This is a genomic window from Porphyromonas sp. oral taxon 278 str. W7784 (assembly GCF_000467855.2).
Lineage (GTDB): Bacteria > Bacteroidota > Bacteroidia > Bacteroidales > Porphyromonadaceae > Porphyromonas.
Genome location: NZ_KI259241.1, coordinates 26,554 through 47,484, shown reverse-complemented (window position 1 = coordinate 47,484; position 20,931 = coordinate 26,554). Strand labels below are relative to the sequence as shown.

Genomic DNA, 20,931 nt, shown 5'->3' with positions numbered 1-20,931 from the left:
TTTTTTCGACGACCTACGGTAGGTCGTTTTTTCCCCTTCCGATAGACCTGTCGCTACCGCATAGGTTGAGGGCGGGTGAACCTCCTTCGGCGGGGCACATGAATTGCCGTATCTTTGCCCCCATACATATTAAGCTATTGAGATGCGATTCATGACTTCCTTGCGCTGGGCTCTGCCCGTGGCGCTCCTGCTTAGTGGCGAACTCTTCGCTAGCTCGACTTCTGCCCTTCGGACGAAGCTCACCCTTCGTCCCGATAGCGCCTACCGACGGGCATTCACATACTTCTTCGATCGTCCTGCTCGGGATATGATGGAGGCGCTTCCCTTGGGCAATGGACGCCTCGGGATGCTCTCCGACGGCGGGATTCAGACCCAAACGATCACGCTCAACGAGAGTTCGATGTGGAGCGGTTCGGTGGATTCGACCGCATGGAATCCCGAAGCTGTCAAGCACCTCCCCGCCATCCGTCAGCTTCTCCTCTCAGGCAAGCCCAAGGAGGCCGAAGATCTTATCTACCGCACCTTCGTCTGTGGAGGAGAGGGGAGTGGCCGAGGTAATGGGGCGAATGTCCCCTATGGAAGCTACCAAGTCGGGGGCTTCCTTCGACTAGGGTGGGGGAAGGCGCCTTCGCCTAGTCGCTACCGCCGAAGCCTCAGTCTCACCGAAGGGGTGAGTGAGGAGACCTTCGACGTCGGTGCTCAGCCCTATCGCACCAAGCGCCTCTACAGCGCCTTCGGGCGGGACGTGCAGGTGGTGAGTCTCACCAACCACAGCGATGAGTCCAGACGTGATACCCTTCGCCTCACCCTTGACCGACCCGAGCACGGGCGCTCTCGTGTGGGGGCGGGCTATCTCATGCTTACCGGTCAGCTCCCCGACGGGCGTGGGGGCAAGGGTCTTCGCTACGCCATCGTCGTGCGCCCCATCCTACCCCAAGGAGGGAAGCTTATCGCTCGTGAGAGCGAACTGCTCATCGTCGATGCGCCTCAGGTCGACCTCTACATCGCACACAATACCAACTACTATAATAAGCGTGCTGGACTCGTAGCCCTCGGCGTGGAGCAACTCCTCGAAGCTGAAGCTCTCGGTGGTGAGTCGAAGCTCTTCGAAGAGCATAAGCGCCAGTTCTCCGCTCATATGGATCGGGTGAAGATCCACCTCGATGGCGGGGATGCTTCTCGCCTGGGTCTTCCCATTGATCAGCGCCTCACGGCTTACCACGAGCACCCTGAGGCAGACCCTGCCTTAGCGAGTCTCTACCTCCAGCTGGGGCGCTACCTCCTCCTCTCCAGCACCCGTCCTGGAGCTCTACCACCCAACCTGCAAGGCCTCTGGACAGAGATGATCCAAGCTCCATGGAACGGCGACTATCATCTGAATATCAACCTGCAGATGAACTATTGGCCTGCAGAGAAGGGAGCCCTCCCCGAGACCGTCAGTCCGCTGACCGACTGGATCGAGAGTATCGTCCCCTCGGGAGAGAAGACCGCCCGCACCTTCTACGGCGCTAAGGGCTGGGTGACGCACGTGCTGGGCAATGTGTGGCAGTTCACCGCCCCTGGGGAGCACCCCAGTTGGGGCGCTACGAATACCTCCGCAGCTTGGCTCTGTGAGCACCTCTTCAACCACTACCGCTACAGCCAAGATCGGACTTATCTCGAGCGAATCTATCCCGTGATGCAGGGCGCTGCTCGCTTCTTCCTCACGACCCTCGTCCGAGATCCGAAGACTCAGTACCTGGTCAATGTACCGACCACTTCACCTGAGAATAGCTACTACACCCCTGAGGGGCAGGAGGTAGCAGTCGCTGCGGGCTCGACCATGGATAATCAGATCCTCCGAGAGCTCTTCACTAATACCCGTGAGGCAGCGCTCCTGCTCAAGCGAGACCGCACCTTCGTCGACAGCCTTGCTACGGCTCTTCGCTCGCTGAAGCCTACGACGCTTGGCCCCGACGGGCGCATCATGGAGTGGATGGAAGACTTCAAGGAAGTCGACCCGCACCACCGTCACGTCTCCCATCTCTATGGGCTCTTCCCCGCCAGTGAGATCACACCGAGTGGGACGCCTGAGCTCGCTGAAGGGGCACGGAAGACCCTGGAGGCTCGTGGCTCGAGCAGTACTAGCTGGTCGATGGGCTGGAAGGTGAATTTCCAGGCTCGCCTCGGGGACGCTTCGGGGGCGTATGACGTACTGAATATGCTCCTTCGCCCTGTGGGGGCCATTGATCCCAAGACGAACCATCCCTATGGAAGCGGTACACATCCCAACCTCTTCAGTTCGCACCCTCCCTTCCAGATCGATGGTAACTTCGGTGGCGCTTCAGGGATCATGGAGATGCTCCTCAGCAGTGAGGCGGGCGTCCTTCATCCACTACCTGCCCTACCGAAGGCATGGCAGACGGGTCAGATCGAGGGCCTACGTGTCGTGGGGAATGCTGTCTGCTCCCTTGCTTGGAGAGAAGGGGAGCTTGAGCGTCTGGAGCTCGTAGCGGGAAGTCCCTACCGCCACGTCCTTCTCCTACCCGAGGCGGGGCAGGGCTATGAGCTTCGCCTCAATGGTCGTGCGCTGTTTGTGAAGGCGCTTCTCCGTGCGGGGCGTCTGTACCTTCCCCAGCTGAAGGCAGGCGACCGTCTGGAGGTCGTCAAGAAGGCCTCAAAAAGAGATCTACGGTAGGTCGCCGAAAAAACCTACAGTAGGTCGTTTTAGCGATCCACTATAGGTCGCAATTTTCACCTATCAGCATGACGTCAAAAAAGGCTTCGGAGGCTATTTGCCTCCGAAGCCTTATCTTTGTGCATCCTATCGTATAGTCAGTAGCTTATGGTCATCAAGTCGGCAGAGTTCGTCATCAGCAATAGTCAGGTCAGCAAGTGCCCCACGACGGGTCTACCTGAATATGCCTTCATCGGGCGCTCCAATGTGGGGAAGTCCTCCCTGATCAATATGCTCACGGGGAAGAAAGGTCTGGCGATGACCTCGCAGAAGCCAGGGAAGACCCAGCTCATCAATCACTTCATTATCAACGGGGCTTGGTACCTGGTGGACCTGCCCGGCTACGGCTACGCCCGCCTAAGCAAGGACGGCAGAGAGAAGCTCAAGACGATGATCGAGGACTATACGCTGGAGCGGAAGGAGCTCGTCTGTCTCTTCGTACTCGTTGACTCCCGTCATGAGCCACAGAAGATCGACTTAGAGTTCATCCAATGGCTGGGAGAGGAGGGTGTACCCTTTGCCCTCGTTTTCACGAAGGCCGATAAGCTCACTAAGGGGCGTCTCGCAGCGAACCTCGAAGCCTACAAAGCTCGCCTCCTAGAGGAATGGGAGGAGCTCCCCCCGATCTTCGTCACCTCTTCGGAGCAACAGCTCGGGCGGGACGAACTGCTTAGCTACATCGAAGGCATTAACACTACCCTATAATAGATCACTCAAAGAAGATCATGAAAGGAATCATTCTCGTAACAGGTGGTACCGGCTACATCGGCTCCCATACCACGGTAGAGCTTATCCAAGCAGGCTACCAAGTCATCAGCATCGATAACCTCTCCAACTCCAACATCGAAGTCCTCGATGGGATCGAGGCAATTACGGGTATTCGCCCGATCTTCTACGAAGCAGATTGCAACGACGAGGCGGTCATCGAGCACATCTTCAAGACACACCCCGGGATCCAGGGGGTTATTCACTTCGCAGCGAGCAAGGCTGTAGGTGAGTCCGTGCACAAGCCACTCCATTACTATAAGAACAACCTCCTCTCGCTCATCGTCCTACTGGAGGCTATGCAACGTCATGGTACGAAGGGGATCGTCTTCTCCTCCTCCTGTACCGTCTACGGTCAGCCAGAGATCTTGCCCGTGACCGAAGAGGCTCCTATCCAGGTCGCCCTCTCACCCTACGGCAATACCAAGCAGATCAACGAAGAGATCCTCAGCGACGTGGTCTATGCCGGCGTCCCCTACAAGGTCATCCGTCTGCGCTACTTCAACCCCATCGGTGCCCACCCATCGGCGCTCATCGGTGAGCTACCCAATGGCGTACCTCAGAACCTCATCCCCTACCTGACGCAGACCGCCGCAGGCCTACGCCAGCAACTGAGCGTCTTCGGTGATGACTACAACACACCCGACGGCTCTTGCATACGTGACTACATCAATGTGGTAGACCTAGCGAAGGCACACGTCGTGGCGATCGAACGTATGCTCGATGAGCACTCCGGAGCCGAACCTCTAGAGACCTTCAACATCGGTACCGGTCGTGGTGTCAGTGTGCTGGAACTGATCCGTACCTTCGAAGCTGTCACTGGGGTCAAGGTGCCTCACAAGATCGTCGGCCGTCGTGAAGGTGATATAGAGAAGGTCTGGGCTGACCCAACGAAGGCCAACACCGTCCTCGGCTGGGAGGCTAAGGAATCCCTAGCAGATACCCTGCGCTCGGCATGGGCCTGGCAGCAGCACCTCATCGAGAAGGATAAGTAATACTACCAAGTAAGGAGAGGGGTAGGGCATCAGCCTTACCCTTCCCTTTCATTTTATAGATACAGATAGACTGGATGAAGAAGAACTTCAAGCGTACCCTCATCACCGCCGCCCTGCCCTATGCCAACGGCCCCGTGCACATCGGGCACCTCGCCGGCGTCTACATACCCTCCGATATCTATGCTCGCTACCTGCGTCTCAAGGGCGAAGAGGTACTCTTCGTCTGTGGGAGTGATGAGCATGGCGTCCCCGTCACCATCAAGGCAAAGAAGGAGGGCATCAGCCCCCAGGACGTCGTAGACCGCTACGATGCTATCATCCGCAAGTCCTTCGCAGACTTCGGGATCACCTTTGATATCTACGGACGTACGACGAGTGCTACGCACCGGGAGCATGCCTCTGCGATCTTCCGTACGATCTATGACAAGGGGGGCTTCATTGAGGAGGAGAGCGAGCAGTACTACGATCCCGAGGCGAAGCAGTTCCTCGCAGACCGCTACATCACGGGTACGTGCCCTCGCTGTCAGTATGAGCGTGCCTACGGAGACCAGTGTGAGCACTGCGGATCGACGCTCAACCCTACCGACCTCATCCATCCCAAGAGTGCTATCTCAGGGGCAACACCGGAGCTTCGCAAGACGAAGCACTGGTACCTCCCGCTTGATAAGCATGAGGCCTTCCTGCGTGAATGGATACTCGAGGGGCACAAGGAATGGAAGACCAATGTCTACGGGCAGTGTAAGAGTTGGCTCGACGGAGGGCTCCAGCCTCGTGCCGTGAGCCGTGACCTCGACTGGGGTATCCCCGTGCCTGTAGAGGGCGCAGAGGGTAAGGTGCTCTACGTATGGTTCGATGCGCCTATTGGCTACATCTCCAACACTAAGGAGCTACTCCCCGATAGCTGGGAGAAGTGGTGGAAGAGCGAAGATACCCGCCTCCTGCACTTCATCGGTAAGGACAACATCGTCTTCCACTGCATCGTCTTCCCTGCGATGCTTCGTGCCGAAGGTTCGTACATCCTGCCCGAGAATGTCCCTGCTAATGAGTTCCTCAACCTCGAAGGGGACAAGATCTCTACCTCCCGCAACTGGGCCGTCTGGCTCAATGAGTATCTAGAGGATCTCCCCGGTAAGCAGGATGTCCTTCGCTATGTGCTCACGGCCAACGCTCCCGAGACCAAGGACAATGACTTTACGTGGAAGGACTTCCAAGCACGCAATAACAATGAGCTCGTCGCTGTCTTCGGTAATTTCGTCAATCGTGCGCTGGTCCTCACCGAGAAGTACTTCGACGGTAAGGTACCTGCCCTAGGTGAACTGACCGACTTCGATCGTGAGACGCTGGCTGAACTTAGTACAGTACGTGCTTCGATTGAGAAGGAGCTCGATAGCTTCCACTTCCGTGAGGCTCTGAAGGAAGCGATGAACCTGGCTCGTCTGGGGAATAAGTACCTCGCCGATACCGAGCCTTGGAAGCTCGCTAAGACGGATATGCCCCGTGTGGCTACGATCCTCAACCTTTCCCTGCAGATCACGGCTAATCTAGCTATCGCCTTCGCGCCCTTCCTCCCTCAGAGTAGCGACAAGCTCCTCGGGATGCTTCAGATCGCTCTTCCCGCTTGGACGGATCTAGGGCGCTCCGACCTCCTCCCTGTAGGACACCAGCTGGGTAAGTCGAGCCTCCTCTTCGAGAAGATCGAGGACGAAGTCATCGAAGCTCAGATAGCCAAGCTTGAGGCTACCAAGGTAGCTAACGAAGCTGCCGAGGCTACCGAAGCGAAGGCTGCTGCCGTAGCTCCCGATATTACCTTCGAGGACTTCACCAAGCTCGATATCCGTGTCGGGACTGTCCTTGAGTGTACGAAGGTGCCCAAGGCTGATAAGCTCCTTCAGTTCCGTCTGGACGATGGTCTTGGTGGGCGAACCATCCTCTCGGGGATCGCTCAGCACTATACCCCTGAGGGGCTCGTCGGCAAGCAGGTCTGCTTCATCGCTAACCTACCTCCTCGCAAGCTTCGAGGGATCGAATCGCAGGGGATGATCCTCTCTGCTGAAGACCTCGCTACAGGTCAGCTACGTGTCATCTCTCCCTCAGGTCCCATCACCCCTGGGAGTGAAGTCAAGTAACCGCTCATCTATGAATCCAACTCGTATCACCAGCATCCTCCGCCCCGTCCTGTGGGTGGGGATGCTTCTTTTTGCCCTTACGGGTGCCACGCTCTACGCCCAGAAGAAGGTACCCCCCACTACCCAGCATCATCTGCGTATCCTACATACGACGGATGTCCACGGGAATATCTTCCCCTATGACTTCCTCAATGACCGAGCAGGGACGGGGAGCATGTCTCGCCTCTCGACGGTACTGCGTGAGATTCGCCGTACCGACCCAGAGACACTCCTACTGGATGCCGGTGACCTCCTGCAGGGAGAGCCACCGACCTACTTCTACAACTATGTAGATACGCTCTCGCCCCACATCGTCTCTTCGGCGATGAACTACCTCGGCTACGATGCCGTCGCCATGGGGAATCACGACATCGAGCCTGGGCACAGCGTCTTTGACAAGTGGGCAAAGGAATGTAAGTTCCCCCTCATCGCTGCCAATATCATTTCAGAGAAGACTGGGAAGCCGTACTTCAAGCCCTACCATGTCTTCACCCGTGCAGGTCTCCGTGTCGCCGTCCTTGGCTTCACCACGCCAGCCATCCCGCAGTGGGTGCCTGCACATCTGTGGGAAGGCCTTAGCTTCGATGATATTCTGAAGTCTGCTGACTACTGGGTGCCCTTCATTCAGCAGAAGGAGAAGCCTGACCTCCTGGTCGTGCTGATGCACTCCGGACTAGAGAACGATAATCCCGATTACCTAGAGAATGCAGGGCGGGCACTAGCTAATCGTCCCTTAGGTATCGACCTGTTCTTGATCGGGCACGACCACCGTCAGGAGCTCGAATGGATACGCCCAGAGGGCCGTACCGACTCAGTACTCCTCATCAACCCTGCCAACCATCTGGAGCGAGTCGCCGATATTAAGATCACCGTCCGCAAGCAAGGGGACAAGGTCATCGAGAAGACCCTATCTCCTTCGTTCATCTCACTAGATGAGGTAGAGCCCGATCCAGCCTTCCTAAGGCACTTCGCCCGAGAGGAAGCTGCGGTGAAGGAGTACGTATCCAGTGAGGTCGGAGTACTGGAGGGCGAAGTCAGAGGTCAAGATGCACTCTTCGGTACGAGCCCCTACATGGACGTCATCCACCGCATGCAGCTGGAGGCGATCGATGCCGAGGTGTCGCTGGCCGCACCACTGAAGCCCTCGGCCGTACTCCCTGCTGGGAAGGTCTACATACGTGACCTGTTTAAGTTCTGCCCCTTCTCGAACTTCCTCTATGCGATGGAGCTAACCGGGCATGAGCTACGTGGCTATCTGGAGCACTCCTATGCAGGGTGGATGAATGGGATGACCTCTGCAGGGGATTCCCTCATTCGCCTCCGTCCAGGAGCTAAGTCCACCGACAAGTACAAGACCTTCGTCCCACCCTACAACTATAGTGCAGCCCAGGGGATCGACTATGTCGTAGACCTGACGAAGCCCGAGGGACAGCGTGTGACCATCCTGCGTCTCACAGGGCATAGTGAGCCCTTCGACCTAGAGCGTAAGTACCGGGTCGCTGTCAATTCCTACCGAGCAGGCGGTGCTGGTGGTATGCTGACGCAGGGAGCGGGCATCCCCAAGGAAGATCTCCCTAAGCGCATCGTCGGAGCTACCTCGCATGACCAGACGTACTACCTAGCGGAATTCTTCCGTCGCCACGGGTCAGTGCGTCCCGTAGATCCTAAGAACTGGTGCATCCTCCCAGAGGAGTGGGCTAAGGAAGGGGCTGAGCGTAGCCGATCCTTCCTCTTCCCTAAGAAGTAGGCTGAACTATGCGCCTTGCCCCACTTCTCCTACTGCTCCTTCCCCTAGCTCTGGTGCTGGTGCAGCTCTTGCTGAGGTGGGGACTTCAGCGCCGTACGGACTTAGTCCGCTCGGCTCATAGCTATCGACCTCCACGAGGACGGGGTACCCCTGTCCTCGTGGAGGTCGATGTCGATAGTTCCCCGCTCTTCGACTGTAAGGCTTCTCCAGAAGCTCCCCCTCATTACCTCGTCTTCGATACGGAGACCCTGGACGTACTCCACGAGGAGGAAGTGGGGGACGATGTAGAGCCTTCGCCCCTGATCCTCCTCTCGTGGCAGGTGCTTGACGCTATGGGAGCCTGTCTCTCGGAGGAGACGCATCTCATCCGTCGCGCGGCACCGATCACCGAAGAGGCTACGAGCCTGCATGGGATCACGACCGAAGAGATGGAGCAGGAAGGGGAGGAGCTTCGCCTCGCCCTCCACCGTTTCCTCCAAGCGGTCAGCAGGGTGAAGATCCTCGTAGCGCACAATGTCCGCTTCCACCGCACACTCGTTCGCTCGGAGCTCTCGGCAGTAGGCCTTCCTACGGCGTCGCTTGAGTCCCTTCCCACGCTCTGCACGATGGAGCGGGGGCGAGTCCTAGGCTTCAAGCGCCGTGACACGGGCGAAGCGCTTTACCCGAAGCTCAGCGAACTCTTTGGTTACCTCTACCTGCATCAGCCCGAGGTCTCCATTCGCTTCCGTCAGAAGGGACTTCGGGATGTTCGCCTTTGCGCTGCATGCCTGAGGCAACTCGTCATCTAGCCTGCATCCTGCCCGTCTACTACGGTGTACCAAAAGCCCAGCGGGCATCCCACTCCGAGGTGGAATGCCCGCTGGGCTTTTGTCGGATGAATAGCTCCTTAGTCAAGTTCGCCATCGGAGCGACGCTTGAGGAACTTCTTGTAGGCTGCCTTGGTCTGTGGGGCGAGGATGATCAGGGCGATGATGTTGGGGATGGTCATCAGCCCCGTGACGGTGTCGGTGATCTCCCAGACGAAGGTCACGGCAAAGATCGCTCCTACGAAGACCGAACCCACGACGATCGCCCGGAAGATATATACGCCGACCTTGCCGAAGAGGGAGCGTACGTTCATCTCACCGAAGATATAGTTCCCGATGATGGTGGTGAAGGCGAAGAAGAAGATACTTACCTGTAGGAAGATGATCCCCACCTTCCCGAAGACCATATCGAAGGCCTCCTGCGTGATCGCTGTAGACTCTAGCCCGCTCCGGGTGTGTACGCCCGTCAGCAGGATCACCAGCGCCGTAGAGGTACAGATGAGGAGGGTGATGAAGACGCCCGACATCGCTACGAAGCCCTGCATCGCTGGATCCTTGACTTCGGCCATGGCGTGAGCGTGGGGAGACGTCCCCATCCCTGCTTCGTTGGAGAAGAGCCCACGGGCTACCCCGTAGCGGATGGCATACTTGATCGCCATCCCAGCTGCGCCACCAGCGGCTGCCTTCGTAGAGAAGGCTTCGCTGAAGATCTCCCCGAAGACGTGGGGGATCGCATCGTAGTAGAGCACCATGATGATCAGCGATCCCAGGATATAGGCTATAGCCATGAAGGGCACGACGAGCTCAGCGACGGAGGTGATACGTCTCTGACCTCCGATGATGACGATCCCGACGACGAGGGCGATACCCACGCCGATGACCCACGGCTCGATGGGGAAGGCCGTCGTCAGCGCTACCGTGATCGAGTTGGCCTGGACCATACTTCCCGTGAAGCCGATGTAGGTGATGAAGGCGATGGAGAAGAAGAGGGCAAGCCATCGAGACCCAAGGCCCTCACGGATATAGAAGGCAGGTCCACCGATAGCGCCACCAGGGCGTACCTCTCGGTACTTCTGAGCTAGGACGGCTTCGGAGAAGATCGTCCCCATGCCGAGGATCGCTGAGACCCACATCCAGAAGACCGACCCGACGCCACCCATGGAGATAGCGGTGGCGACGCCTGCCACGTTGCCCGTACCTACTTGGGCAGCTACGGCAGTGGCCAGTGCTTGGAAGGAGTTGACTTTCGACTTCTCCTCCCCGTCCTTCTTGCGCTGGAAGGCAGGGCCAAAGGCGTACTTCATCGCTAGGTTGAAGTGGCGGATCTGGGGGAAGCCGAGGTAGATGGTGTAGAAGATGCCGACGCCGAGGAGGGCGTACATCAGGAAGCTGTTCCAGAGGATCTCGTTGAATGCTTTGACTAGTCCTAGTACATCCATAGAGTGCGTGAGTTTTGTGAGTTAGAGTAAGGGGTATTGTGTATTATGGTTTAGCCTTTGCGTCCGTAGTCTGCGGGGATCTCCCCCCAGTGCACCGTATCCCATTTATATATGGGGGTCGTGTAGGCATGGGTCTGAAGCCACCGCTCGGCTCGGTCAATGAGGTCGAAGAGGGGGGCCGTCTCGCTCGTGCGCTCCAGTAGGGTCTTACACCGCTTCTTGCGCACCCACGTCAGGGCGATCTGGCTATCGGAATAGACGACGAGTTGGCTGAGTCCCCTCTGCTGGATGAGTGCCAGAGCATGCACAATGGCCAGGAATTCGCCGATGTTGTTCGTCCCCTTAGGGAAGGGGCCCATCTCGAAGATCGTACTGCGGGAGGGGAGGTAGACGCCTCGGTACTCCATCACGCCCGGATTGCCCGAGCAGGCGGCATCGACTACGATGGCTTCCTCGATAGGCACCTCGGTGGTGCACTCCATCCCCGAGGGAGCTCGGTGGCGTCGGGTGAAGCCCTGCGCTCCTTCCTCATAGGCTCGGAGCGCATCGCTGTGGCTCTCGAAGGACTTGAAGACGGGGGAAGGGTATCCTTGGGTTTGGCGCTGGCATTCGACCCAAGTCTCATAGACTCCTGGCTCGTGACCAGCCCAGACGACGTACCACTTTCGTTTTTGTGCCATTGGCTTGCTTGAGGGATGATGAAGCTCCCGCCACGGGGTGGGGGAGGGAAAATATCGATGCGCCCAGCTTGTCAAGAAGGACGGGTAAAGATACGACAAAGCCTCGGTTTCTCCTCTCGCTGATTTCCCTAGGGTTTGTAGGGTGCAGACCCTAGGAGAAAGCGCCTCCCTTCGGCACCCCGCAAAAACGACCCACGGTAGGTCGTCTCTGCGACCTACCGTGGGTCGTCATCACGACCTACTGTATGTTTTTTCGACGACCTACCGTAGGTCGTTTTTTACCCCTCGGGAAGGCGCTCCAGAAGCGGGCTGGTGGAGGGGCGAAATTTTGATCTATTGACCGAGGAATTTATGCACCGATTTGCAGGAATGGAATTACTGTATTATCTTTGCACCCGAAAATTATGAAAGAGCTCGTTCACCAAGGCGAGCGTGTTGATTAAAATGACTCTGTAGCTCAGTTGGTAGAGCAAGTGACTCTTAATCACTGGGTCGTGAGTTCGAGCCTCACCGGGGTCACACACTTTCATAGTTTTACACGATGACTCTGTAGCTCAGTTGGTAGAGCAAGTGACTCTTAATCACTGGGTCGTGAGTTCGAGCCTCACCGGGGTCACCAGTAAGACGAGCCTTGATCTTCGGATCAAGGCTCGTCGCTTTTTACCCTCGCCCTTATATATGGTATAGGGTGCCTCCTTCGGTACGTGTCGTTCCCTAAGAGTGAAGAAATTTCTTCACTTCTTACGCTAAGATTTGGTGGAATGAAATATGTGTACTATCTTTGCATCGCAATTCGAGAGCTGCGAAGCGAAAGGAAGTGTGGGTGAGTGGCTGAAACCAGCAGTTTGCTAAACTGCCGTACGGGCAACCGTACCACGAGTTCGAATCTCGTCGCTTCCGCCACGGATTGCAAACATTGCGATGGTGCCATAGCTCAGTTGGTAGAGCAAAGGACTGAAAATCCTTGTGTCCCCGGTTCGATTCCTGGTGGCACCACAAAGACGAAGGAGGGTTACTAAGCATAAGCAAGTAATCCTCCTTCATCGCTTTCTCAAGGGAATGCTTCGGTGTTGCTTTCGTCGAGCGATAGATGCTACGGGAGTGGAGCTAGAGCTGGGAAGTTTTGGCACATTCGAAAAATGTAGTATATTTGCAACCGAATTAGAGGAGAGCCCCCTACTTAAAGCTCTCGCTTAAAGGATGGAAGAGGCGTCTTCCCCCGCATACGTAGATAAACAAGCCAATGTAGCTCAGCGGTAGAGCACTTCCTTGGTAAGGAAGAGGTCCCGGGTTCAAGTCCCGGCATCGGCTCACTGGTGGTCGACGTAGAGATACGCAACTCAGCACAACAATAGAAGTATTTCTTAAGAATAGATAATTTTAGTTATGGCTAAAGAAACATTTAACAGATCGAAACCACACGTAAATATTGGTACGATCGGTCACGTCGACCACGGTAAGACGACCCTTACCGCAGCAATCACGACGGTGCTTGCTAAGAAGGGTCTCTCTGAACTCCGCTCGTTCGACTCCATCGACAATGCTCCTGAAGAAAAGGAACGTGGTATCACGATCAACACCTCGCACGTTGAGTACGAGACGGCTAACCGTCACTATGCTCACGTCGACTGCCCAGGCCACGCCGACTATGTGAAGAACATGGTCACGGGTGCTGCTCAGATGGACGGTGCTATCATCGTAGTAGCTGCTACCGATGGTCCTATGCCCCAGACTCGTGAGCACGTACTGCTGGCTCGTCAGGTGAACGTACCTCGTCTCGTCATCTTCATGAACAAGTGTGACATGGTTGACGACGAAGAGATGCTCGAACTCGTAGAAATGGACATGCGCGAGCTCCTCTCCAGCTACGACTTCGACGGCGACAACACGCCTGTCATCCGTGGTTCTGCCCTCGGTGCCCTCAACGGGGAACCTCAGTGGGAAGATAAGGTCATGGAACTGATGGACGCTGTCGACACCTGGATCCCACTGCCTCCACGTGATATCGATAAGCCCTTCCTCATGCCTGTCGAAGACGTCTTCTCTATCACGGGTCGTGGTACCGTCGCTACCGGTCGTATCGAAACGGGTGTCATCCACACGGGTGACGAAGTCCAGATCATCGGTCTCGGTGCAGATGGTCTTAAGTCTGTCGTAACGGGTGTCGAAATGTTCCGTAAGATCCTCGACGAAGGTCAGGCTGGTGACAATGTCGGTCTCCTCCTCCGTGGTATCGACAAGAACGAAATCAAGCGTGGTATGGTCATCGCTAAGCCTGGTCAGGTAAAGCCCCACTCTCGCTTCAAGGCTTCTGTCTACGTCCTGAAGAAGGAAGAAGGTGGTCGCCACACTCCTTTCCACAACAAGTATCGTCCACAGTTCTACATCCGTACGCTCGACGTAACTGGTGAGATCACTCTCCCCGAAGGTGTAGAAATGGTGATGCCTGGTGACAACGTTGAGATCCTCGTCGACCTCATCTACCCAGTAGCTTGCAACGTAGGTCTGCGCTTCGCTATCCGTGAAGGTGGTCGTACGGTAGGTTCTGGTCAGATCACCGAGATCCTCGACTAATCATCAGATAGTCCACTCTTTAAGTAGGGGATAGACGAGACGCCTCGTCCCTGTCTATCCCCTCTTCCTACGGGTTTAGCTCAGTTGGTAGAGCACTGGTCTCCAAAACCAGGTGTCGGGAGTTCGAGTCTCTCAACCCGTGCAAAATAAAAGACGATAATGAGTTTCATAAAGAGAATAGGGGGCGCTTTCAACGCCTCGTATGTCGAGCTTACACAGAAGGTGTCCTGGCCTACGAGCTCAGAGCTCACCAATAGCGCTGTGGTGGTGATGGTTGCTTCCCTCATCATCGCTCTAGTCGTTTTAGGGATGGACAAGACGTTCGAGTCGATCCTGAACTTTGTGTATAGCTATATCGGAGCTTAGAGATAAGCTCTGCTTTGATTACCCTCTATCATGACTGAAGTAGCAGAAAAGAGATTCTATGTACTCCGTGCCGTCAGTGGCAAGGAGGCTAAGGTGCGTGAGCTCCTGGAGGCAGAGATGAAGAATACTAATCTTGGTCAGTACGTCTCCCAGGTAGTCATCCCTACAGAGAAGATCGTTACTCAGCGAGGTGGTAAGAAGGTCATCAAGGAGCGTCCTTATCTGCCAGGCTATGTGCTCGTAGAGGCTGCATTACTCGGTGATGTAGCCCATACGCTACGCAATATGCCTAACGTCATCGGCTTCCTCGGAGCGAACAAGGGAGGTGAACCCGAGCCGCTCAAGAGAAGCGAAGTGGAGCGCATCCTCGGTCGTGCTGACCAGATGGCTGACTCCGATGGTGTCTACGACATGGAGCTCTTCGTGGGCGACGTGGTACGTATCATCGATGGAGCTTTCGCTAACTACGAAGCTAGCGTCGAGGAGGTGACCCCAGAGAAGCAGAAGCTTCGCGTGATGGTGAAGATGTTTGGGCGCAAGACTCCGCTGGAGCTCAATTATTCGCAGGTGGTCAAGGAGTAACTTGGTTACGCAAGGTCGCTCCCAGTCACCTATTTTCCAGTGTATAACACTTAAGATTCAAGACAATGGCTAAGGAAGTTGCTGGACAACTAAAATTGCAAATTAAGGGTGGGGCTGCAAACCCCTCACCTCCCGTAGGGCCTGCTCTGGGTGCTAAGGGGATCAATATAATGGAGTTTTGCAAGCAATTCAATGCCAGAACTCAAGACCAGGCTGGTAAGGTCCTCCCTGTAGTGATCACCTACTATGCCGATAAGTCTTTTGATTTCATCGTCAAGACTCCTCCCGTGGCAGTACAGCTCAAGGAAGTAGCAAAGCTCAAGTCGGGCTCTGCTCAGCCTAACCGTAACAAGGTCGCTGAACTGACGTGGGATCAGGTCCGCGCGATTGCACAGGATAAGATTGTCGACCTCAACTGCTTCACTGTAGAAGCTGCGATGAAGATCGTAGCTGGTACGGCTCGTAGCATGGGTATCACTGTAAAGGGCGAATTTCCCGGTAACTAATCAATAGAAAGATGAGTAAACTTACGAAAAAGCAAAAGATCGCTTTTAGCAAGATCGAGCCCGGGAAGATCTACTCACTCCGCGAAGCTTCGGCTCTGGTCAAGGAAATCACCGACACCAAGTTCGACGCATCTGTGGATGTAGACGTTCGTCTCGGCGTCGATCCTCGCAAGGCAAATCAGATGGTTCGTGGCGTCGTCACCCTCCCTCATGGTACGGGTAAGCAGGTGCGTGTGCTTGCACTCTGTACTCCTGACAAGGAAGCCGAAGCTCAGGCTGCTGGCGCAGACTACGTAGGTCTCGATGAGTATATCGAGAAGATCCGTGGTGGCTGGACCGAAATCGATGTCATCATCACCATGCCCGCTATCATGGGTAAGATCGGTGCCCTCGGTCGTGTCCTCGGTCCTCGTGGCCTCATGCCTAACCCTAAGAGCGGTACGGTGACCAATGACATCGCTGCTGCTGTCAAGGAAGTGAAGTCTGGTAAGATCGACTTCAAGGTAGACAAGACGGGTATCGTACACACCTCCATCGGTAAGGTCTCCTTCTCGGTAGATCAGATCTATGATAATGCCAACGAGATCATCACGACGCTCCTCCGCCTCAAGCCATCCGCTGCTAAGGGTACGTATGTCAAGAGCATCTACCTCTCTAGCACGATGAGCCCAAGTATCAAGATCGATCCTAAGTCAGTAGAAGAATAATAACCCAGGAAGAAATCATGAGAAAGGAAAATAAAGGCACCGTCGTAGAGCAGCTCAAGGGCTACCTCAACGAGTACCCACACTTCTACCTGACGAACATCGAAGGTCTGGACGCAGCTAAGACTGCTCAGCTCCGTCGTGCTTGTAACAAGGGGGGTATCCGTCTCGTTGTAGCGAAGAACACCCTTCTGCGTAGAGCTCTCTCCGAGTCTGAAACGGACTTCGCTACGCTGTACGCAGCGCTCAAGGGGAATACCGCTATCATGTTTACCACGGTAGCCAACGCTCCTGCTAAGATCATCAAGGACTTCGCTAAGGACAAGAAGGAAGAGTCGAAGCTTCGTCTCAAGGCAGCTTATGCTGAGACTGGCTTCTACGGTCCCGATCAGCTTGCTGAGCTTGTCTCTATCAAGAGCAAGGAAGAGCTCATCGCAGACGTCGTGGCTCTCCTCCAGTCTCCTATCCGCAACGTTGTCTCCGCCCTTGAAAACAAGGACAGCAAGGAGGCAGAAGTCGCTGCTGAATAAGAGCGTCCCCACTATCCCGAAAACAAGAATAAAAACTAAAGAAATAACTAATCGACATGGCAGATATCAAAGCAATTGCCGAGCAGCTTGTAAACCTGACGGTAAAGGAAGTAAGCGAACTTGCAGCTATCCTTAAGGACGAGTATGGAATCGAACCAGCAGCCGCAGCTGTTGTCGTAGCTGGCCCAGCTGAAGGTGCTCAGGAAGAAGAAAAGACTTCCTTCGACGTCATCCTCAAGAGCGCTGGCGCTGCTAAGCTCCAGGTAGTAAAGGCTGTCAAGGAACATTGCGGTCTCGGGCTCAAGGAAGCTAAGGACATCGTAGATGCTGCTCCTGCTCCTGTAAAGGAAGGCGTAGACAAGGCTACTGCAGAAGCTCTCAAGAAGGCTCTTGAAGAAGCTGGTGCTGAAGTAGAACTTAAGTAAGCCCACCTATAGCACCTCTAATCAGGTGATTATGGTTAAGATCCCCCGACGAGGGGGGTCTTAACCATTTCGTGTCTAATAATTCCCGAACCCTCCTTTTATTCAAAGAATCAATAGATGGCTTCCATTCCACAATCAGGGAGAATCAACTTTGCTTCGATAAAGAATCCTCTAGTCTTCCCAGACTTCCTAGAGGTGCAGCTGAAGTCCTTCCGTGACTTCTTCCAGCTGGACACCGCCACGGAGAGCCGTAAGTCAGAGGGCCTCTATCGAGTCTTCAATGAGAACTTCCCTATCGCAGATACGCGTAATAACTTTGTTCTCGAATTCCTCGATTACTATGTCGATCCCCCCAAGTACACTATCGAGGAGTGCCTGAGCCGTGGCTTGACCTACAGCGTCCCTCTGAAGGCTAAGCTGAAGCTGTCTTGTACAGACCCTGACCATGAGGACTTCAGCACCGTCGTGCAGGATGTCTTCCTGGGCTATATCCCTTATATGACGGAGTCGGGGACGTTTGTCATCAACGGAGCTGAGCGTGTCGTAGTCTCGCAGCTGCACCGCTCTCCGGGGGTATTCTTCGGGACGAGCACGCACACCAACGGCTCGCAGCTTTATTCGGCACGTATTATCCCCTTCAAGGGTTCTTGGATCGAGTTCGCTACGGACATCAACAATGTGATGTATGCTTATATCGATCGTAAGAAGAAGCTCCCTGTCACGACCCTGCTGCGTGCTATTGGTTTCGAGTCGGATAAGCAGATCCTCGACCTCTTCGATCTATCTGAAGAGGTGAAGGTGACTCGTGCCAACCTCGAGAAGCACCTAGGACGACGTCTCGCCGGACGTGTTACCAAGACCTATATCGACGACCTCAGTGATGAGGATACGGGCGAAGTCGTCTCCATGGAGCGTATCACCGTCCTCGTCGAGCGTGAGGCAGAGATCACTGAAGACAATATTGATCTCATCCTCGAATCAAGCAACAAGACCATCCTTCTGCATAAGGAGAAGACCGAGGACTCTCTGGACTTCACCCTGATCTTCAATACCCTTCAGAAGGACCCTTGTAATTCGGAGCATGATGCTCTCTACTACATCTATCGTCAGCTGCGTAATGCCGATCCCGCTGACGAGGCCAACGCACGTGAAGTCCTCTCGAACCTCTTCTTCTCGGATAAGCGCTATGACCTCGGCGAGGTAGGTCGCTACCGTATCAATAAGAAGCTAGGTCTCGACATCTATCCTGAAGTACGTGTCCTCACCAACGAAGATATCGTAGCGATCATCAAGTATCTGATCGCTCTTGTCAATTCGAAGGAGATCGTCGATGATATCGACCACCTCTCTAATCGTCGTGTACGTACCGTCGGGGAGCAGCTATACAATCAGTTCGGTGTCGGTCTGGCCCGTATGGCTCGTACCGTCCGTGAGCGCATGAATGTCCGTGACAACGAAGTCTTCGTCCCCACGGATCTGATCAATGCTAAGGCACTCTCTTCGGTCGTCAACTCCTTCTTCGGCACGAATGCGCTGTCGCAGTTCATGGACCAGACGAATCCTCTGGCAGAGATCACGCACAAGCGCCGTCTCTCGGCCCTTGGTCCTGGCGGTCTCTCTCGTGAACGTGCCGGCTTCGAAGTACGTGACGTACACTATACCCACTACGGTCGTCTCTGCCCTATCGAGACGCCTGAAGGCCCAAACATCGGTCTGATCTCCTCGCTCTGTGTCTATGCGAAGATCAATGACCTTGGCTTCATCACCACTCCATATAGAAGTGTAGAGAACGGTAAGGTAGACTTCTCTGAAGAAGCTCTGAAGTACTACACCGCAGAGGAAGAAGAAGACCTCATCGTAGCTCAGGGGAATGCTCCTCTGGACGAAGAAGGTCGCTTCATCCGTGACGCTGTTAAGGCTCGTAAGGAAGCAGACTTCCCTGTCGTCACACCGGCAGAAGTCCAGCTCATGGACGTCGCTCCTACGCAGATCGCTTCGATTGCCGCTTCGCTCATCCCCTTCCTTGAGCACGATGATGCTAACCGTGCACTCATGGGATCGAACATGATGCGTCAGGCTGTACCTCTTCTCCGCCCCGAAGCTCCTATTGTCGGGACTGGTATCGAAGGGCAGCTGGTGCGTGACTCTCGTACGCAGATCGTCGCAGAGCGTGCTGGTGAAGTCGTCTTCGTCGATGCTACCTGCATCAAGATCCGCTACGATCGTACGGATGATGAGCTCTTCGTCAGCTTCGAAGACCCAATCACGACCTACAGCCTACCTAAGTTCCGCAAGACGAACCAGAGCACGACCATCGACCTGCGTCCTATCTGCTTCAAGGGGCAGCGTGTCGAGGCAGGTGATGTACTGACAGAAGGATATTCGACACAGGCAGGTGAGCTTGCTCTTGGCCGTAATGTCCAGGTCGCTTACATGCCATGGAAGGGCTACAACTACGAAGATGCGATCGTGCTGAACGAACGTCTCGTCCGCGAAGACTTCTTCACCTCCGTCCATGTCGACGAGTATACGCTCGAGGTACGTGAGACGAAGCGTGGTCTGGAAGAACTGACCAACGACATTCCTAATGTCAGCGACGACGCTACCAAGAACCTCGACGAGCACGGTATCATCCGTGTCGGTGCTCGTGTAGAGCCCGGTGACATCCTCATCGGTAAGATCACTCCTAAGGGTGAGTCTGATCCTACGCCAGAAGAAAAGCTTCTACGTGCGATCTTCGGTGATAAGGCGGGTGACGTGAAGGATGCTTCACTCAAGGCTACGCCTTCGCTCCGTGGGGTTATCGTTGATACCAAGCTCTATTCTAAGGCAACGAAGAAGAATCGTACCGAACTGAAGGATGCGATTGCTTCTCTCGAAGAGAAGGCTGAGCGCAAGCAGGCTGAACTTCGTGAGCTCTTCCTCGACAAGCTTCATAAGCTCACCACCGGAAAGACCTGTAAGAACAGCGTGAAGGACTTCCTCGGTGTCGAGAAGATCCGCAAGGGAGCAAAGTTCTCTCGTACGGAGCTCGAAGCACTGAACTATAACGAGATCATCTTCTCTGGCTGGACGGGCAACGAACATACCGATAAGCTCATCACCGAAGTCATCTCCAACTACCTGAAGAAGTCTAAGGAATACGAGTCCGATCTTCGTCGTAAGAAGCTCGACGAAACGATGGGGGATGAACTTCCCTCTGGTATCATCCAGATGGCTAAGGTCTACATCGCTAAGAAGCGTAAGATCCAGGTCGGGGATAAGATGGCAGGTCGACACGGGAATAAGGGTATTGTCTCCAAGGTCGTACGTCAGGAAGATATGCCCTTCCTCGAAGATGGTACGCCCGTTGACCTCTGCTTGAACCCTCTTGGTGTGCCTTCGCGAATGAACCTCGGGCAGATCTTCGAAGCAGTCCTAGCATGGGCAGGTCGTCGTCTCGACTGCAAGTTCGCTACGCCTATCTTCGACGGCGCATCGCTAGACGATATGCACGCTTGGACAGATAAGGCTGGCCTGCCTCGCAATGGTAAGACCTACCTCTACGATGGGGGGACGGGTGAGCGCTTTGACCAGCCTGCGACGGTCGGTGTCACTTACTTCCTCAAGCTCGGTCACATGGTCGACGACAAGATGCACGCTCGTTCGATCGGTCCTTACTCACTCATCACGCAGCAGCCACTCGGTGGTAAGGCGCAGCATGGGGGCCAGCGCTTCGGGGAGATGGAAGTCTGGGCGCTCGAAGCCTTCGGTGCTTCGCACATCCTACAGGAGATCCTGACGATCAAGTCAGATGATGTCCATGGTCGCTCCAAGGCTTACGAAGCGATTGTCAAGGGTGATCCTATGCCTACTCCAGGTATCCCAGAGTCACTCAACGTCCTTCTTAATGAGCTCAAGGGCTTAGGTCTGAGCTTCTCTCTCGAATAAG

General features: G+C 55.1%; 16 protein-coding genes and 6 tRNA genes. 20 read left to right on the top strand and 2 right to left on the bottom strand.

The genetic code is table 11. The features are described from left to right. Positions 1-142 precede the first annotated feature (142 nt). The 6 genes from HMPREF1556_RS05385 to HMPREF1556_RS05360 all read left to right on the top strand — a co-directional run bounded on the left by HMPREF1556_RS05385 (position 143) and on the right by HMPREF1556_RS05360 (position 9,176). Positions 143-2,677 carry a glycoside hydrolase N-terminal domain-containing protein gene (locus tag HMPREF1556_RS05385; RefSeq protein WP_021667325.1) on the top strand — a complete coding sequence of 845 codons (2,535 nt, stop codon included), beginning with the start codon at positions 143-145 and terminating at the stop codon, positions 2,675-2,677. A 147-nt stretch (positions 2,678-2,824) separates the two neighbouring features. After that, positions 2,825-3,421, top strand: a complete 597-nt coding sequence (yihA, locus tag HMPREF1556_RS05380; protein WP_021667324.1) for a ribosome biogenesis GTP-binding protein YihA/YsxC — start codon at positions 2,825-2,827, stop codon at positions 3,419-3,421. 20 nt (positions 3,422-3,441) lie between these two features. Then, positions 3,442-4,476 (top strand): UDP-glucose 4-epimerase GalE, encoded by a 1,035-nt coding sequence (gene galE / locus HMPREF1556_RS05375; protein ID WP_021667323.1) that lies wholly within the window; start codon positions 3,442-3,444, stop codon positions 4,474-4,476. 74 nt (positions 4,477-4,550) lie between these two features. Beyond that, positions 4,551-6,602 (top strand): methionine--tRNA ligase, encoded by a 2,052-nt coding sequence (gene metG, locus HMPREF1556_RS05370; RefSeq protein WP_021667322.1) that lies wholly within the window; start codon positions 4,551-4,553, stop codon positions 6,600-6,602. A 10-nt stretch (positions 6,603-6,612) separates the two neighbouring features. Beyond that, positions 6,613-8,388 carry a bifunctional UDP-sugar hydrolase/5'-nucleotidase gene (locus tag HMPREF1556_RS05365; RefSeq protein ID WP_021667321.1) on the top strand — a complete coding sequence of 592 codons (1,776 nt, stop codon included), beginning with the start codon at positions 6,613-6,615 and terminating at the stop codon, positions 8,386-8,388. An 8-nt stretch (positions 8,389-8,396) separates the two neighbouring features. Continuing rightward, positions 8,397-9,176 (top strand): exonuclease domain-containing protein, encoded by a 780-nt coding sequence (locus tag HMPREF1556_RS05360; RefSeq protein ID WP_021667320.1) that lies wholly within the window; start codon positions 8,397-8,399, stop codon positions 9,174-9,176. Positions 9,177-9,274: 98 nt separating this feature from the next. On the opposite strand, the gene HMPREF1556_RS05355 is transcribed toward HMPREF1556_RS05360, so the two are convergent. Together HMPREF1556_RS05355 and HMPREF1556_RS05350 are read right to left on the bottom strand one after the other, a co-directional pair. Further along, the gene (locus tag HMPREF1556_RS05355; RefSeq protein ID WP_021667319.1) at positions 9,275-10,633 is read right to left on the bottom strand and encodes a sodium:alanine symporter family protein; all 1,359 of its coding nucleotides are present in this window, start codon (positions 10,631-10,633) and stop codon (positions 9,275-9,277) included. Positions 10,634-10,683: 50 nt separating this feature from the next. Continuing rightward, positions 10,684-11,313, bottom strand: a complete 630-nt coding sequence (locus tag HMPREF1556_RS05350; protein ID WP_021667318.1) for a viroplasmin family protein — start codon at positions 11,311-11,313, stop codon at positions 10,684-10,686. 446 nt (positions 11,314-11,759) lie between these two features. Here HMPREF1556_RS05350 and HMPREF1556_RS05345 point away from each other — a divergent pair. From HMPREF1556_RS05345 to rpoB, 14 genes are all read left to right on the top strand, one after another. Beyond that, a tRNA-Lys gene (locus HMPREF1556_RS05345) sits at positions 11,760-11,832 on the top strand. Between the two features lie 24 nt (positions 11,833-11,856). Beyond that, positions 11,857-11,932, top strand: a tRNA-Lys gene (locus HMPREF1556_RS05340). 194 nt (positions 11,933-12,126) lie between these two features. Next, a tRNA-Ser gene (locus tag HMPREF1556_RS05335) sits at positions 12,127-12,216 on the top strand. Between the two features lie 20 nt (positions 12,217-12,236). Then, positions 12,237-12,309: transfer RNA gene (locus tag HMPREF1556_RS05330), tRNA-Phe, on the top strand. A 243-nt stretch (positions 12,310-12,552) separates the two neighbouring features. Next, positions 12,553-12,624 (top strand) — tRNA-Thr (locus tag HMPREF1556_RS05325). A 75-nt stretch (positions 12,625-12,699) separates the two neighbouring features. After that, positions 12,700-13,887, top strand: a complete 1,188-nt coding sequence (gene tuf / locus HMPREF1556_RS05320) for an elongation factor Tu (protein ID WP_021667316.1) — start codon at positions 12,700-12,702, stop codon at positions 13,885-13,887. 69 nt (positions 13,888-13,956) lie between these two features. Further along, positions 13,957-14,029, top strand: a tRNA-Trp gene (locus tag HMPREF1556_RS05315). Between the two features lie 17 nt (positions 14,030-14,046). Further along, positions 14,047-14,253 carry a preprotein translocase subunit SecE gene (gene secE, locus HMPREF1556_RS05310; RefSeq protein ID WP_021667315.1) on the top strand — a complete coding sequence of 69 codons (207 nt, stop codon included), beginning with the start codon at positions 14,047-14,049 and terminating at the stop codon, positions 14,251-14,253. A 30-nt stretch (positions 14,254-14,283) separates the two neighbouring features. Beyond that, complete coding sequence (gene nusG, locus HMPREF1556_RS05305) at positions 14,284-14,835, top strand: transcription termination/antitermination protein NusG (RefSeq protein ID WP_021667314.1); 552 nt, start codon at positions 14,284-14,286, stop codon at positions 14,833-14,835. A 65-nt stretch (positions 14,836-14,900) separates the two neighbouring features. Continuing rightward, complete coding sequence (gene rplK / locus HMPREF1556_RS05300) at positions 14,901-15,341, top strand: 50S ribosomal protein L11 (protein WP_005468463.1); 441 nt, start codon at positions 14,901-14,903, stop codon at positions 15,339-15,341. 11 nt (positions 15,342-15,352) lie between these two features. Then, positions 15,353-16,048, top strand: coding sequence for a 50S ribosomal protein L1 (gene rplA, locus HMPREF1556_RS05295; RefSeq protein ID WP_021667313.1), 696 nt, complete (start codon positions 15,353-15,355; stop codon positions 16,046-16,048). Positions 16,049-16,065: 17 nt separating this feature from the next. Further along, a complete protein-coding gene (gene rplJ / locus HMPREF1556_RS05290; protein ID WP_021667312.1) occupies positions 16,066-16,575 on the top strand; it encodes a 50S ribosomal protein L10 in 510 nt (169 codons plus the stop codon). Positions 16,576-16,631: 56 nt separating this feature from the next. Further along, on the top strand, positions 16,632-17,000 hold the full coding sequence (rplL, locus tag HMPREF1556_RS05285; RefSeq protein WP_021667311.1) for a 50S ribosomal protein L7/L12: 369 nt from the start codon (positions 16,632-16,634) through the stop codon (positions 16,998-17,000). Between the two features lie 117 nt (positions 17,001-17,117). Then, the gene (rpoB, locus tag HMPREF1556_RS05280) at positions 17,118-20,930 is read left to right on the top strand and encodes a DNA-directed RNA polymerase subunit beta (protein WP_021667310.1); all 3,813 of its coding nucleotides are present in this window, start codon (positions 17,118-17,120) and stop codon (positions 20,928-20,930) included. Position 20,931: the final 1 nt, after the last annotated feature.